13 protein-coding genes are annotated in these 14,758 nt (G+C 68.5%); 9 read left to right on the forward strand and 4 right to left on the reverse strand.

The genetic code is table 11. The features are described from left to right. Positions 1–6: 6 nt before the first annotated feature. Positions 7–1,350, reverse strand: coding sequence for a lysine N(6)-hydroxylase/L-ornithine N(5)-oxygenase family protein (locus DMC61_RS19700; RefSeq protein ID WP_125690525.1), 1,344 nt, complete (start codon positions 1,348–1,350; stop codon positions 7–9). A gap of 137 nt (positions 1,351–1,487) precedes the next feature. Between DMC61_RS19700 and DMC61_RS19705 the strand changes: the two genes are divergently transcribed. The 7 genes from DMC61_RS19705 (at position 1,488) to DMC61_RS19735 (ending at position 9,510) form a co-directional block, all read left to right on the forward strand. Then, positions 1,488–2,435, forward strand: coding sequence for a methionyl-tRNA formyltransferase (locus DMC61_RS19705; protein ID WP_125690526.1), 948 nt, complete (start codon positions 1,488–1,490; stop codon positions 2,433–2,435). A 100-nt stretch (positions 2,436–2,535) separates the two neighbouring features. After that, positions 2,536–3,501 carry an RNA polymerase subunit sigma-70 gene (locus tag DMC61_RS19710; RefSeq protein WP_125690527.1) on the forward strand — a complete coding sequence of 322 codons (966 nt, stop codon included), beginning with the start codon at positions 2,536–2,538 and terminating at the stop codon, positions 3,499–3,501. After that, positions 3,501–3,938: a PPOX class F420-dependent oxidoreductase gene (locus tag DMC61_RS19715; protein ID WP_125690528.1), complete on the forward strand. Its 438-nt coding sequence runs from the start codon at positions 3,501–3,503 to the stop codon at positions 3,936–3,938. Before DMC61_RS19710 ends, DMC61_RS19715 begins: the two co-directional genes overlap by 1 nt. A 346-nt stretch (positions 3,939–4,284) precedes the next feature. Then, positions 4,285–6,390, forward strand: a complete 2,106-nt coding sequence (locus DMC61_RS19720) for an alpha-galactosidase (protein ID WP_125690529.1) — start codon at positions 4,285–4,287, stop codon at positions 6,388–6,390. A 138-nt stretch (positions 6,391–6,528) separates the two neighbouring features. Next, positions 6,529–7,800, forward strand: coding sequence for an extracellular solute-binding protein (locus DMC61_RS19725; protein ID WP_125690530.1), 1,272 nt, complete (start codon positions 6,529–6,531; stop codon positions 7,798–7,800). Positions 7,801–7,807: 7 nt separating this feature from the next. Beyond that, positions 7,808–8,695 (forward strand): carbohydrate ABC transporter permease, encoded by an 888-nt coding sequence (locus DMC61_RS19730; protein WP_233594868.1) that lies wholly within the window; start codon positions 7,808–7,810, stop codon positions 8,693–8,695. Continuing rightward, a complete protein-coding gene (locus tag DMC61_RS19735) occupies positions 8,692–9,510 on the forward strand; it encodes a carbohydrate ABC transporter permease (protein WP_125690531.1) in 819 nt (272 codons plus the stop codon). Before DMC61_RS19730 ends, DMC61_RS19735 begins: the two co-directional genes overlap by 4 nt. Positions 9,511–9,558: 48 nt before the next feature. Here the strand turns inward: DMC61_RS19735 and DMC61_RS19740 are convergent, their stop codons facing one another. Then, positions 9,559–11,196 (reverse strand): ABC-F family ATP-binding cassette domain-containing protein, encoded by a 1,638-nt coding sequence (locus tag DMC61_RS19740; protein ID WP_125690532.1) that lies wholly within the window; start codon positions 11,194–11,196, stop codon positions 9,559–9,561. Positions 11,197–11,343: 147 nt separating this feature from the next. Between DMC61_RS19740 and DMC61_RS19745 the strand changes: the two genes are divergently transcribed. Then, positions 11,344–12,234 carry a PaaX family transcriptional regulator C-terminal domain-containing protein gene (locus DMC61_RS19745; protein ID WP_125690533.1) on the forward strand — a complete coding sequence of 297 codons (891 nt, stop codon included), beginning with the start codon at positions 11,344–11,346 and terminating at the stop codon, positions 12,232–12,234. A gap of 36 nt (positions 12,235–12,270) precedes the next feature. Continuing rightward, positions 12,271–13,050 (forward strand): enoyl-CoA hydratase/isomerase family protein, encoded by a 780-nt coding sequence (locus DMC61_RS19750; protein WP_125690534.1) that lies wholly within the window; start codon positions 12,271–12,273, stop codon positions 13,048–13,050. 5 nt (positions 13,051–13,055) lie between these two features. Here DMC61_RS19750 and DMC61_RS19755 read toward each other — a convergent pair whose 3' ends face one another. Then, the gene (locus DMC61_RS19755; protein ID WP_125690535.1) at positions 13,056–13,964 is read right to left on the reverse strand and encodes a CU044_5270 family protein; all 909 of its coding nucleotides are present in this window, start codon (positions 13,962–13,964) and stop codon (positions 13,056–13,058) included. Then, a complete protein-coding gene (locus DMC61_RS19760) occupies positions 13,957–14,559 on the reverse strand; it encodes an RNA polymerase sigma factor (RefSeq protein WP_199750043.1) in 603 nt (200 codons plus the stop codon). Before DMC61_RS19760 ends, DMC61_RS19755 begins: the two co-directional genes overlap by 8 nt. Positions 14,560–14,758: the final 199 nt, after the last annotated feature.

A 14,758-nucleotide genomic window follows, 5' to 3' on the forward strand; every position in this document is an offset into this window, starting at 1 on the left:
CGGGCCTCAGGCGGGCCCGGACCCGCTCACCGCGTACGCGGGCCGGGACGCGCCGGCCGCGCGCCGGTCCACAATGGACTGGAGGATCTCGCCGACCCGGACCGCGGTGTTGGACAGCAGCGAAGACGTGATGCCGTGCGTGTGCTCGGTGCCGCCCTGCAGGTAGATCCCGCCGTCGAGCGGCGGCTCGGTGACGATCCGGTAGTCGCGCTCGACGCGGAGCCTGCCCTCGTCGTCGCGCGCGCAGGTGGAGGCGAGCTCACCGAGCAACGGCGTCGGGTCCGCCGGGCTGTACCCGGTGGCGTACACGACGAAGTCGGCGTCGAGCCTGGTCCGCGCCCCGGTCTCCAGCGCCTCGACGGTGACCCGTACTTCGGAGCCGGTGTCGGTGACCTCGGTGGGCCGGGAGACGTTGATCAGCTTCAGCCGCTCGATCCCCTGCACCTTCTCGCGGTAGACGCGCCGGTACAGCTCGTCGATGAGCTCGATGTCCACGGCCGAGTAGTTGGTCGCGCCGTGGTAGCGCATGAGGCGGTCCTTGACCGCTTCCGGCGCCTCGTAGAACCGGCCGACCGCCTCGGGGTCGAAGATCCGGTTGGCGAACGCGCTGTCGTCGGCCGGGCTGTAGCCGTATCGCGCGAACACCGCGCACACCTCGGCGCGGGGGAAGCGGTCGTGCAGCAGCGCGCTGACCTCGGCCGCGCTCTGGCCGGCGCCGACGACGACGAACCGGCGCGGTTCCTCGGCGGCCATGCCCTCGAGCCGGTGCAGGAGTTCGCTGTTGTGCCAGATGCGTGTGCCCGGCGTCACACCTTCGGGGAGATTCGGCCGCAGCCCGGTGCCCATCACCAGGTTGCGGGCGCGCAGGTTCACCAGCTCGCCGTCGGTGCGGGCGTGCACGTCGAAGAACACGATCTCGTCGCCGTCGAACACCGGCGTGACGGAAAGCACTTCCGTGCCATAGGAAACCAGGTCGTCGACCTTTTCGGCCGCCCATTCGAAGTAGTCGTGGAACTCGATCCGCAACGGGAACAGGTTCTTGTGGTTGATGAAATCGACCAATCGTTCCTTGCTGTGCAAATACGACAGGAAGCTGAACGAACTGGTCGGGTTCCGCATCGTCGCCAGGTCCTTGAGGAAGGAGACCTGCATGGTCGCGTTGTCGATCAACATCCCGCGGTGCCAGCCGAAACGAGCCTGACGCTCGAGGAAGTGGGCCGTGACGGTCTCGGCCCCCGGCGCGGCGTTGTGCTCGGTGACGGCGATGGCGAGCGCGAGGTTCGAGGGACCGAACCCGACCCCGACCACGTCGTAGACCGGAACCCGTTCACCGACCACTGCTCGTGCCATCTTGAACCCCTTGCGCGGCTCAGCCGCATCTCGGTACTTCGCAACAAAGACCAGGGAACCCTAACCTAAGTTAGGTGAGGCTCAACTAGTACTTTCAGTGGTGATGTTCATCCCTCGACCAGGAGGAGGCCGGTCCCATGCGGGTCGCCATGTTCGGATACCAGACCTGGGGACACCGCACCCTGCGGGCGTTGATCGACGCGGGCCACGATGTCGCCCTCGTCGTCACCCACCCGAAGAGCGACCACGCCTACGAGAAGATCTGGTCCGACTCCGTCGCGGACCTCGCCGAGGAAAACGGGATCCGCGCGCTGCTGCGGCAGCGTCCCGACGACGCGGAACTCCTGGCGGAGCTGAAGGAAGCCGATCTCGACCTGATCGTCGCCAACAACTGGCGCACCTGGCTGCCGCCCGAGATCTTCGAGATGCCGCGGTACGGCACGCTGAACGTCCACGACTCGCTGCTGCCCGCCTACGCCGGCTTCTCGCCGCTGATCTGGGCGCTCATCAACGGTGAGAAGGAAGTCGGGCTCACCGCCCACATGATGGACGCCGACCTCGACGCGGGCGACATCGTGCTGCAGCGTTCCGTCCCGGTCGGACCGAAGGACACGACGACCGATCTGTTCCACCGGACGGTCGACCTCATCGCGCCGATCACCACCGAAGCCATCGAGCTGATCGCGAAGGGGGACTTCACCCCGGTCAAACAGGACAGGTCGAAGGCCAGCTTCTTCCACAAGCGCGCCCTCGAAGACAGCCTCATCGACTGGTCGTGGCCCGCGGACGAGATCGAGCGGCTGGTGCGCGCCCAGTCCGACCCGTACCCCAACGCCTTCACCTACCACCGCGGCAAGCAGCTGCGCGTGATCCGCTCCTCGGTGTCGGTGGGCCAGTACGGCGGGACCCCGGGCCGGATCTTCATCCGAGAGGGTGAAGGCGTCGTGATCGTCGCCGGCCCCGAGTCGCGCCGCGGCCGCTCGCACGGGCTCGTCATCGAGCGGGTGCGGACCGAGGACGGCACGGAACTGGCCGCCACGGACTACTTCCGGACCATGGGCGGATACCTCACCGCCCGCCCCTGACCTGCGGTTCCACCGGTCCCGCGAAAAAGTCATCGCGGGACCGATGAGTTCCGGCGAAGGGCGCCGTTACATCGGGTAAGAACACTCGATGGGAGGCGCCATGACCGACACGATCGCCGCGGCGAAGGCGGGAGACGAAACCGCCTTCGCCGCGCTCACCGGACAGCACCGCCGGGAACTCCACGTCCACTGCTACCGGATGCTCGGCTCGTTCGACGAGGCGGAAGACGTCGTCCAGGAGGCGCTGCTCAACGCGTGGCGCGGGCTGGACACCTTCGACGGCGGCAACTTCCGCGCGTGGCTGTACCGGATCGCCACCAACGCCTGCCTCGACGCGATCCGCAAGAAGGACCGGCGGGTGCCGTCGGTCCGCTCGTTCGCCGAAATCCCTTGGATCCAGCCGTATCCGGACCGCCTCCTGGACGAGATCGCGCCGCCCGAGGCCGAACCGCACGCGCTCGCCGTCGCCAGGGAGACCATCGAACTCGCTTTCCTCGCGGTCCTGCAGATGCTGCCGCCGCGGCAACGCGCGGTGCTGATCCTGCGCGACGTGCTCGGCTGGCAGGCCGCCGAAACCGCCGAACTGCTCGACCTCTCGGTCCCCGCCGCGAACAGCGCCCTGCAACGGGGCCGCGCGACCCTGCGCGAACGCCTCCCGCAGCAGCGCGGCGAATGGTCGGTCCCGGCACCCTCCGAAGAGGAACGCGCACTGGTCCGGCGGCTTGTCGAAGCCCACGACAACGGCGATTTCAGCACTTTGAGCACTCTGGTCCGCGACGACGTCCGCGTGACGATGCCGCCGGAGCCCCACTGCTACATCGGTCTCGAACATCTCGCCCGGCACGGCAGGATCGCCGAGGAGATGGGCGAATGGCGTGCCGTCGCGGTCGACGCCAACCGGATGCCCGCGTTCGCCTCGTACCTGCGGCGGCCCGGCGACACCGTCTTCCGCGCCTTCAAGCTCGACCTCGTCCGCGTCGTCGACGGCAAGGCCGCGGAGTTCACCACGTTCGACAGCCATCTGTTCCCGGCCTTCGGCCTGGACGCCGTCCTGGAGGGAAAGTAATGCCGGAGAAGATGACCGACGACGAGCGCCGCGCCTTCCTCGCGGAAGGCACCCGCACCGCCGTCTTCGCGACGGTCCGCCCGGACGGCAGGCCGCACGCGGTGCCGGTCTGGTTCGCCCTCGACGAGGACGACATCCTGGTCAACCTCGGTGCGGACACCGTCAAAGGCAAGGCGCTCAAGGAGAATCCGCGGGTTTCGGTGGTCGCCGACGACCCGCTCCCGCCGTACTCGTTCGTCAGCGTCGAGGGTGTCGCGGAAATCGTTTCGGATCCGGACGGCGTGCGTCTCGGCTCGGAACGGATCGCCCGCCGGTACCTCGGCGAGGCTGGGCAGGAGGCCATCGACGGCTGGCTGGCGTACGCGACTTCGCCGGGGAAGGTGATCGTGCGGGTGCGGCCGGAGCATTTCGTGGCAATCGCGAAGATCGGCGGCTGACCGCTTCGGCCTCGTAAGTGATCAGGCCGGTTAGAGCCAACCGTGTCCTCTGTACCCCTGCTGGCCCGAAGTCCGTGAAGGCCTCCTTGAGGGACTCTGGTTCCCTCAAGGAGGCCTTCACGGACTGGGCACACAGGGCGCGGCGTGAGCGAAGACGTGACTCGCGTGATCAGGGACGTGACTTGCGTGATTGGAGGCCGCACTCGATGTTCCGCCGCTGATCACGCGAGTTTCGTCTTCAATCACGCGAGTTCCGGCTTCGATCACGTGTGTGCGGCGCCAGGCGTGATGTACCGGCGAGCGGGAGCCACTGGTCACCGCGGGCGTTCGGCGTAAGGATGGGCCCGTGGCCGAGATCGTTTTCGACGACAGCACCCGTTCCTGGCTCATCCGCACGGCAGCCACGAGCTACGCTCTCCGGCTGACCGTCGACGACGCGCCTTCCCACGTCTACTGGGGCCCGGCCCTCACCGCCGGCCAGCTCGCCGACGTCCTCGGCCGGACCGAGGAACGCTGGGACTCCTTCAACGATCCCAACGAGGGGCTGGACGAGCTCGCCGCCGACGGCGGCACCCGGTACTGGACCCCCGCCCTCCAGGTCCGGTTCGCCGACGGGACCCGCGCTCTCGAATGGCGCTACCTCGGCCACGACATCGAAGGCGGACTCCTGCGCGTCCACTTCCGCGATCGCCACTACCCGCTGCGGATCACGCTCGGCTACCGCGTCCCGGCGGGCACGGACGTCATCGAACGCTGGACCGAACTCGCCCACGACGGCACGGACGGCCCGATCGAGATCTTCCGCGCCGACTCCGCGACCTGGGTCGTGCCGGTCCGGCCGGACTACCGGATCAGCCACGTCATCGGCGGCTGGGCGGCCGAGAGCCGGCTGCTCCGCGAGCCCGTCCCCCACGGCGAGACCACGTTCGGCAGCAGGCGCGGCATCACCAGCCATCACGCCAACCCCTGGGTGATGCTCGACGACGGCGAAGCCACCGAGCGGCACGGCGAGGTCTACAGCGCCGCGCTCGCGTGGAGCGGGTCGTGGCGGATCACCACCACCCGCTCCTCCACCGGACGGCTCACCGTGACCGGCGGCTTCGGCCAGGACGGCGTCGTCCCCCGGCTCGCACCCGGCGACACGCTCACCACACCGGTCTTCGCCGGGTTGTACACCGACGGCGGCTTCGGCGCCGCGAGCCGAGCCTGGCACGCGTACACGCTCGACCACGTCCTCCCGCATCCCGGCGAGCTCCGGCCGGTGCTCTACAACTCATGGGAGGCGACGGGGTTCGACGTCACCGAAGCCGGTCAACGCGCGCTGGCGGAGAAGGCCGCGGCGCTCGGCGTGGAGCTGTTCGTGATGGACGACGGCTGGTTCGGCGCCCGCAGCGGTGACCACGCCGGCCTCGGCGACTGGCAGGTCAACCGCGACAAGTTCCCCGACGGTCTCGAACCGCTCGTCCGCGAGGTACACCGGCTCGGCATGAAGTTCGGGCTCTGGGTCGAACCCGAAATGGTCAACCCGGACAGCGATCTGTACCGCGCCCACCCCGACTGGGTCCTCCACTATCCACATCGGACCCGTTCGGAACTGCGGCGGCAGCTGGTGCTCAATTTCGCGCGGCCGGACGTCGCCGAATGGGCGTTCGACACACTCGACTCCCTCGTCGCCGACCACGGGATCGACTTCCTCAAGTGGGACATGAACCGCCCCTTCAGCGAAGCGGGCTGGCCCGGCGACGGGAATCCGGACACGCTCTGGGTGGAGCACACCCGCTCGGTCTACGCGATCATGGACCGCCTGCGCGCCCGCCATCCCGGGCTGCGGATCGAGGCGTGCAGCGGCGGTGGCGGGCGGATCGATCTCGGCGTGCTGGCCAGGACCGATCAGGTCTGGACCTCCGACAACACCGACGCGCTCGACAGGCTCGTCATCCAGCACGGCTACGGCCAGGTGTACCCGGCGCGCGCGATGTCGGCGTGGGTCACCGACGACCCCAACTTCGTCACCCGGAGGTCCACTCCGCTGCGTTTCCGGTTCCACGTCGCGATGGCCGGTGTCCTCGGCGTAGGCGGCGACATCGTGAAGTGGACCGAGGAGGAGCTGACCTACGCGCGCGAACAGATCGCGCTGTACAAGGACATCCGGCCGGTCGTCCAGCACGGCAGGCTCCACCGTCTCGTGCCGCCTGCCACCGACGGCGTCTCCGCGCTGCAGTACGTGGCGGACGACGGCGGCCGCGCGGTGGTGTTCGTGTTCCGGCAAGCGGCACATTTCCACACTCGCGAACGGCCGGTCCGGCTGGAAGGTCTCGACCCCGCGGCCCGCTACCGCGACGAGGACACGGGAAAGGTGTGGCACGGTGCCCCGCTCCTGGCACACGGCCTGCTCCCCGGGCTTCCCGACGGCGATTTCGCCAGTGCGGTGATCCGGTTGACGAAGGTCTGAGCCCGCCGATAGATCAGATGTATCGCCCCTTTTCGCTCAGTAAAGCCCATTAGAGCCGCTTGACATCCCCCTAGACATCCGATCGAATGCCGTCGTATATGAGACGTCGTGCATCGCCGCGAGAAGGGTGACTGGGGCATGAGAAGGTCCTTCGCGTTGGGAGCCGCACTACTCCTCGCCGCGAGCCTCACCGGATGCACCGTCGGCGGCGGGACGGGCGCCTCCGGCGGCGAGATCACCTTCCTGACGTTCGAGACGCCGAACCTTCCACCGTCCTACTGGGACTCCGCCATCAAACGCGTCACGGACCGCAACCCCGGCCTGAGCGTGAAGAAACTGGTCGCCCCGTCGACCGACCGCACCGGCTACGCCAAGCAACTCCTGCAGTCCGGCCAGTTCCCCGACGTCGCGATCGCCGTCGATTCGGCCGGGTTCGCCGAATCGGGCAACCTCTACGCGTGGACGCCCGAGGAGCTCAAGGACTTCCAGTTCCCCGGCGCCAATCCGATCAAGGGCGGGCACCACCAGCTGCCCGCCAACACCCAGACGATCCCGCCGGTCTACTACAACAAGAAGCTCTTCGCCGATGCCGGGATCATGTCGGCGCCGTCGACCTGGAACGAGCTCCTCGCGGCGTCGGAGAAACTGAAGGCCAAGGGCATCACGCCGTTCACCATCGGCGGCGGCAAGGAAGGGTTCCCGTCCGCGATGCTGCTGGACGGCTTGGTCAGCGTCGACGTCTACGGCAAGACACCGGACTGGCTTTCCCAGCGGCGGGCCGACAAGGTCAAGTTCGCCGACCCGGCCTTCCAGCAGGCGTTCGGCAAGTTCGCCGATCTGGTGGCCAAGGGGTACATCGACAAGACCCAGGTGTCCCGGGACTATTCGGCGACCGAGGCGGCCTTCCTCAACGGCGAAGGCGCGATGTACCCGATGGGCAACTGGTTCGCCGCGAGCGCCGACGCCAAGAAATCGCCGTTCGAGATCGGCGTCTTCAATTTTCCTTCCGAAGACGGGAAACTCGTCGTGCCCGCGTACACCGGTGGCGGCATCGTCGTCAACGCGAAGTCGCCGAACCTCGACGCGGCAAGGAAGTTCGCGCTCGCGTTCCAGTTGGACAAGGAACAGATCGACGCCTCGGTCAAGGCCGACGGTCTGTTCCCCGCGATCAAGGGCTACACGCCGCCCGCCGACGTCGGCCCGGTCTTCAAGGCGGGATACGAGCTGTACAAGGAAGCCGTCGCGAAGAACGCGGTCGTGAACGCCTTCAGCTGGGAGACCGCGGACGACGGGCTCCTGCCGGGTATGAAGGACAAGGTGTACCAGGCCGCGCAGGACGTCATCACCGGCCGCAGATCGGTGGCCGACGCGTGCGCGTTCCTGGACACCGAGTGGGCGAAGGCGCGCTGACACCACGATGGCGAGAAAACCGATCTTGCCGCGGGTGTGGCATTTCGCCTCGTTCGGCGCACCTGGAGTCGTCATCTACCTGTGCTTCGTCATGGCACCGATCCTCATCAGCTTCGGCTACAGCCTGACGAACCACAATCCGTTCAACCCGCCGGCGGAATTCGTGGGCCTCGAGAATTACCGGCTGCTGTTCCAGGACGAACAGTTCCTGAACGCGCTCCGGGTCACCACGATCCTGACCTTGATCGTCGTGGTCGTGCCGAACGTGCTCGGACTCGGCGTCGCGGTGCTGCTCGACCGGAAAGGCTGGCTGTACAACGCTTTGCGGAGCGTGTTCTTCACGCCCGTGATCCTCAGCTCGGTCGTGGTCAGCATCATCTGGACGAAACTGCTCGACGACCGGGGCCCGGTCAACGACGCGCTCCGCGCCCTCGGCGTCGAGCATCCGCCGGGCTGGCTTTCCGACCCGGATCTGGCGCTGTACTCGGTCGCGTCGATCGTGTGCTGGCAGATGCTGGGGTTCTGCGTGGTCGTGTACCTCGCGGGCCTGCAGGGTGTCCCGGCCGAACTGCTGGAGGCCGCGGAGATCGACGGTGCCGGGCCGGTCCGCCGGTTCCGCGCGGTGACCTGGCCGCTGCTCGCGCCTTCGTTGACGATCAACACCGTCGTGCTGCTGATCTCGGCGTTCAAGACCTACGACTACGTCAAGGTCGTCACCAACGGCGGGCCGGGTTCGGGGACCACGGCGACCATCGCGTTCGACGTCCTCGCCACCGGCCTCGACGCGAACCACGTCGGCTACGCGTCCGCGATGGCCATAGTGATGCTGGTGATCGTGGCGACGCTGACCACGATCGTGCTGCGTTTCCTGCGGCGGCGGGAGGTCGACCTGTGAGCACGAAACTCCGGCCCATCGCGGCGATCCTGGTGGGCGCGCTGTTCGCCGTGCCGCTGTACTACGTGCTCGTCAACGTGTTCAAACCCGGCGACCAGATCGCCCGGACGCCGGCGTCGGTCCCGCTGCCACCGACGCCGGCCAACATCCACGCCGTCCTCACGCGGCCCGACGGCCTGTTCTGGGTCAGCCTGGCGAACAGCCTGCTCGTCACCCTGTCGTCGATCCTCGTGCTGACGGTGCTTTCGGCCATGCTCGGGCACTACCTGGCGCGTTCGGCCAAGCGGTGGACCAAGGTGCTCGCGCTGATCCTGTTGGCGGGCTTGATGATCCCGCCGCAGGTGATCCTCATTCCGGTCACCGAGGTGCTGCGGCTGACCGGGTTGATGGCGACGATCCAGGGACTGGTGCTGTTCAACGTCGGCTACTACGTGCCGTTCGGGGTCTTCGTGTTCACCGGGTTCATCCGCGGGGTGCCGGTGGAACTCGAAGAGGCCGCGCTGCTCGACGGTGCGAGCCGGACGCAGGTGTTCTGGCGGATCGTCTTCCCGCTGCTGCGGCCGGCCACGGCGAGTGTGCTGATCTTCCTCGGCGTGTGGATCTGGAACGACTTCATCGACCCGCTGATCATCCTCGGCCCCAGCCAGGGGACCACGGTCACCACCGGGATCTACCGCTCGATCGGGCAGTACCAAGCGGATCTCGGCAGCGTCTTCGCGCTCATGTTCCTGGCGACGCTGCCGGTGCTCATCTTCTATCTGGCCCTGCAGAAGCAGTTCGTGAAGGGACTCACCGGCGGCGCGACCAAGGGCTGACCCGCATTTGGTCCTCTGGATGCGGCACGCATTCAGAGGACTAAATGCTCAGAGTTCGGTGACCTTCCCCTCGGCCACTTCCAGCCGCCGGGTCGTCGCCACCGCGTCCAGCATCCGCCGGTCGTGCGTCACCAGCAGCAGCGTGCCCGGATAGTCCGCGAGCGCCGACTCCAGTTGCTCGATCGCGGGCAGGTCGAGGTGGTTCGTCGGCTCGTCGAGCACCAGCAGGTTCACCCCGCGCGCCTGCAGCAGCGCCAGCGCCGACCGGGTCCGCTCCCCCGGCGACAACGTGGCCGCCGACCGCAGGACGTGCGCCGCCTTGAGCCCGTACTTCGCCAGCAGCGTCCGCACGTCGGCGTCGGCGAGTTCGGGCACCTCCCTGGCGAACGCTTCGACGAGCGGAAGGTCGCCGAGGAACAGCTTCCGCGCCTGGTCGACTTCCCCGACCACGACACCGGAACCGAGCGAGGCGGCGCCCTCGTCGACCGGGACCCGCCCGAGCAGCGCCGCGAGCAGCGTCGACTTGCCGGCGCCGTTGGCCCCGGTGATCGCGACCTTGTCCGCCCAGTCGATCTGCAGGTCGACCGGGCCGAGGGTGAACCCGCCCCGCCGCACCACCGCGCCGCGCAGGGTCGCCACGACCGCGCCCGCCCGGGGCGCCGCGGCGATCTCCATGCGCAGTTCCCATTCTTTGCGCGGTTCTTCGACGACTTCGAGCCGCTCGATCATGCGGTCGGTCTGGCGCGCCTTCGACGCCTGCTTCTCGGTCGCCTCGCTCCGGAACTTGCGGCCCACCTTGTCGTTGTCGGTGGCCTTGCGCCGGGCGTTCTTGACGCCCTTCTCCATCCACGAACGCTGCATCGCACCACGGGCTTCGAGCGAGGCCTTGGTGTTCGCGTACTCCTCGTACTCCTCGCGGGCGTGCCGCCGCGCGACGGCACGTTCCTCCAGATACGACTCGTAGCCGCCGCCATAGGTCCGCACCTGCTGCTGCGCGTAGTCGAGTTCGACGACGCGATCGACGGTGCGGGCGAGGAATTCCCGGTCGTGGCTGACCAGCACGGTTCCCGCGCGCAGCCCGGTCACGAACCGCTCCAGCCGTTCCAGGCCGTCGAGGTCGAGGTCGTTGGTCGGCTCGTCGAGCAGGAAGATGTCGTACCGGCTCAGCAGCAGCGACGCCATCCCGGCGCGCGCTGCCTGCCCGCCCGACAGCGAAAGCATCGGCTGGTCGAGGTTGACGGTGAGGCCGAGATCCGCGACGACCTCCCCCGCCCGGTCGTCCAGATCCGCCCCGCCGAGCGCGAGCCAGCGGTCGAGGGCGAGACCGTAGGCGTCGTCCGCGCCGGGTTCGCCCGCGGTGAGCGCCTCGGTGGCGGCGTCGAGCGCGGCCTGGGCGGCGGTGACGCCGGTGCGCCGGGCGAGGAACGCGCGGACGGACTCACCCTCGCGGCGTTCCGGTTCCTGCGGGAGGTGACCGACGGTGGCCGTCGGCGGGTTCAGCCGGACACTGCCCTCCTCCGGTGGCACGAGGCCGCCGAGGGTCTTCAGCAGGGTCGACTTGCCCGCGCCGTTCACACCGACGAGACCGATCACTTCGCCCGGGGCGACGACCAGGTCGAGACCGGAGAACAGAACACGGTCGCCGTGGCCGGCGGCGAGATCCTTGGCAACGAGTGTGGCGCTCATGAGATCGGTAAGTCTACGGGGACCGATTGAACAGCTCGTGGTCCCTCGGAAGAGTGGCAAGTATCCAAGCGATCACGGAACGTGGGTAACCTGGTTGTTCTTCTGGACCCGAACGAATCCCCCGAGCATTGAGGTCGGTGACAGCAAATGGCGGACTCCGCCACCCCGGTCCCCGTCGTCCACCAGCAGAAAGGCGGTACCCGCAGGCCGACATTGAGCAGGCGGCGGGAAGTCGGTCATGCCAGCGCGCGGTCGCTGCTGATGACGATCCTCGGCGAGTACGTCCTGCCCCGCGACCAGGCGATCTGGACGTCGACGCTGGTCGAGGCACTGCGCGTGCTGGACATCGAGGAGAAGTCCGCACGGCAGGCGCTGGCCCGTTCCTCCGCCGAGGGCTGGGTGGTCTCCGAACGCGTCGGGCGAAGAGTGCGCTGGTCGCTCACTCCACCAGGCAGGCGCCTCCTGACCGAAGGCGCGGAACGGATCTACGCCTTCGGCAACGAGGAAAAGGCGTGGGACGGGCGTTGGCTGATGCTGATCGTCTCGGTCCCCGAAGCGAAGCGGGATCTCCGGCACCGGCTCCGCACGCGCCTGACCTGGGCCGGGTTCGGCTCCCCGGTCGCGGGGGTCTGGGTCAGCCCGGATCTCAGCCGTCAGCGGGAGGCCCAGCAGATCGTGCAGGACCTCGGCCTCGACGCACAGGCGATGTCGTTCACCGCCGCCTACGGCGACGTCGGCGACCAGGAGACGATGGTCGCGCGGTCCTGGGACCTGAGCGATCTGAAAGACCGCTACGAGGACTTCATCGACCGGTTCACCGGCGCCCGGCCCTCCGGCGAACACGGCGTCCTGCGCGCGCAGACCGAACTCGTACACGAATGGCGCAGCTTCCCGTTCCTCGATCCTCGGCTTCCGCTGAAACTTCTCCCCGACGGCTGGAGCGGCGTGCGCGCGGCGGACCTCTTCCACCGCAAGCACGTCGAATGGCGACCGGAAGCACAGGCGCAATGGGACGAACTCGCGGCGACCTCGGGCTAGGGTCACGGGAAACCGACCCACCGGAGGGAACCCGCCTTGGCCACCTCGATCCGCCTCGACCGTGAAGCCGACCTCGCCGTCCTGACCATCGCTTCGCCGCCGCTGAACCTCTACACGGCGGAACTGCAGCGCGAACTGGGCGAGGCCATCCGCGAACTGGAGGCCACGCCGCCGCGCGCGGCGCTGATCCGCGCCGAGGGCAAGATCGTCAGCGGCGGGGTGGACGTCTCCCTGTTCGACGCCCAGTCGAGCGCCGCCGAGGCGAAGGTGCTCTTCGACGAGATGCTGGCGATCCCCGACCGGATCGCCGCACTCCCGTTCCCCACCGTGTTCGCCGCCCATGGCCTGTGCCTGACCTGGGCCTTCGAGGTCGCGGTCGCCTGCGACATCATCCTCGCGAGCGAGAAGGCCAAGTTCGGCCTGGTCGAACGGGTCGTCGGGCTGACCCCGACCATGGGCGGCACGCAGCGGCTCGCCGCCCGCGCCGGTGTCGGCCGTGCCAAGGAGTTCGTGATGACGGGCGCGACCTACGACGCCGCGACGCTCGAACGCTGGAACGTGGTGAACCGGGTGTTCCCGGCGGACGGCTTCGACGAGGCCGTCCGCGCGTTCACGACCGACCTCGCGCAGGGGCCGACGCGGGCGCACGCCGCCACCAAGAAGGTCCTGGAGCACTACGAGCACGGTGGCGTCGCCGAGGCGAACGAGCACATCACGACCATCGCCGCCGGGCTCTTCGAGACCGAAGACCTGCGCGGCGCGGTGAAGTCGTTCCTCGCCGACGGTCCCGGCAAGGCGACCTTCACCGGCCGCTGATCGCCCTAGGGCTGTTGTCCGGCCTCGTCCACCACGCCGGACGCGGTCACCGCGGTCGAATTCGTGCCCAGATACAGGAAGGTGTCGGCGGCGAAGACGATCACCACCGGTTTCGCCACCTTCGGGTCGTCATGCGGTCCGAGCGGCCACGTGATGCCGACACCGGGCCTGCCCGCCGCGTCCTCGGCGTGGTCGACGGCGCGCAGCCCGGGCACCTTGGCGGCCGCGCCGAACAGGGCTGCCCGGACCGCCGGCGGGAGGAGATTCTCGTTCGCCAGCGCGAGGATGTCCTTGCCCATCGCGTTGTAGTCACCCGTCTCACCGCTGTGATGGGCGTTGAGGTAGGCGAACATCGCCTCGGCGTCGGCGGGGAGGTCCGTCCGGTAGGCGGGTGACGGCGTGCAGGGTTCCGTGACGCCCTTGAGCGGCTGCCCGCCCTTGTAGACCTGCCCCCGCCCGTCCCGGCAGCCCGGGAGCGGGAAGAGCGAGCCGTCGGCCATCTTGATCCGTCCGTCGCGGGTGCCGTCGGCCGACAGCCACGCCTCCCGTTCGCCGTCGGGCTGCTTCGTCTTCGTGTAGACGAACTGGTCCGGTTTCGGCGGTGTGCCCGGCGCCTTCAGCGCGGCCGCGGCGGCGTTGCGGAGTACGACGGCGGGGTCCGCGACGGCCGCGGTCGGCTCCAGGCCGACCTTCTCGACCGGCGCCAGCGCGACGACGGCGGTGATCGCCGCGGCGAGTCCGACCGCGCCGGCGCCGGTCCAGACCCAGCGCCGCCGATTCTTCAGCGGCACCGCGTTTTCCGTTCCGGCGTCGGCGATTTCGGCCATCAATCGCGCGCGTGCCGAACCGAGGGCGCCGGATTCCGCGAGGGGCACCGATCCGGTCCGCTCGGCGATCAGCTGCAGCTCATCCATGGGTTGAGATCTCCTTCGCGATCGTGGTGTCCGGGCGCCCGAGCGCCTCGCGGACCTTCCGGCGGGCACGGTTGAGCCGCGAGCGGACGGTGCCGAGCGGGATGTCCAGCGCCGCGGCGATCTCCTCGTAGCTCAGGCCTTCCCCGGCGAACAGCGTGAGCGTGTCGCGGTCGCCGTCGGCCAGTTCCGCGAGCGCGGAGTCCAGCAGTTTCCCCATCGCCTCGGCGGTCACTTGATCGGCGACGCGTTCGGCATGCCCTTCTTCGTCGGGTGGCGGACCGAGGGCTTCCCGCAGTTTCAGCTCCCTGACCTCGTCACGGCGCCGCTGCGCGACCAGGTTGGTCGCGATGCCGTAGAGCCACGGCCGGGCATCGCGGCGCTCGGTGTCGTATCCCGCGCGTTTGCGGAAGGCGATCAGGAACGTCTCCCCCAGCGCGTCTTCCGCGGCCACCGGCCCGATGCGTCTGACCAGGTAGCGGTGGATATGCGAGGCGTGCCGGTCGAAGATCGCGGAGAACCGGTCCGGGCTGGTCACCGACCTCGCGATCACTTCCGCGTCCTCCGGATCGCCCGGATCCGCCTCGGATGAGCTCATGGACCGCCTTTCGCCGTTCGTCGGTGTCACTTGTTGTCCGCATCCGGCGCCGAACGGGTTCACGACCGACGAATCGGTCTAGACCTTTTATGCGTGCCGCGCTACATTCATCTGTGGTCTAGACCACGCGCGCCATTTTCCGAGCAGGTCAGTCTCGCCGCCTCTTTTGGAGAGAACCGCCATGAGACGCACCAGAAGA

It is taken from the genome of Amycolatopsis sp. WAC 04169 (assembly GCF_003947535.1).
Lineage (GTDB): Bacteria > Actinomycetota > Actinomycetes > Mycobacteriales > Pseudonocardiaceae > Amycolatopsis > Amycolatopsis keratiniphila.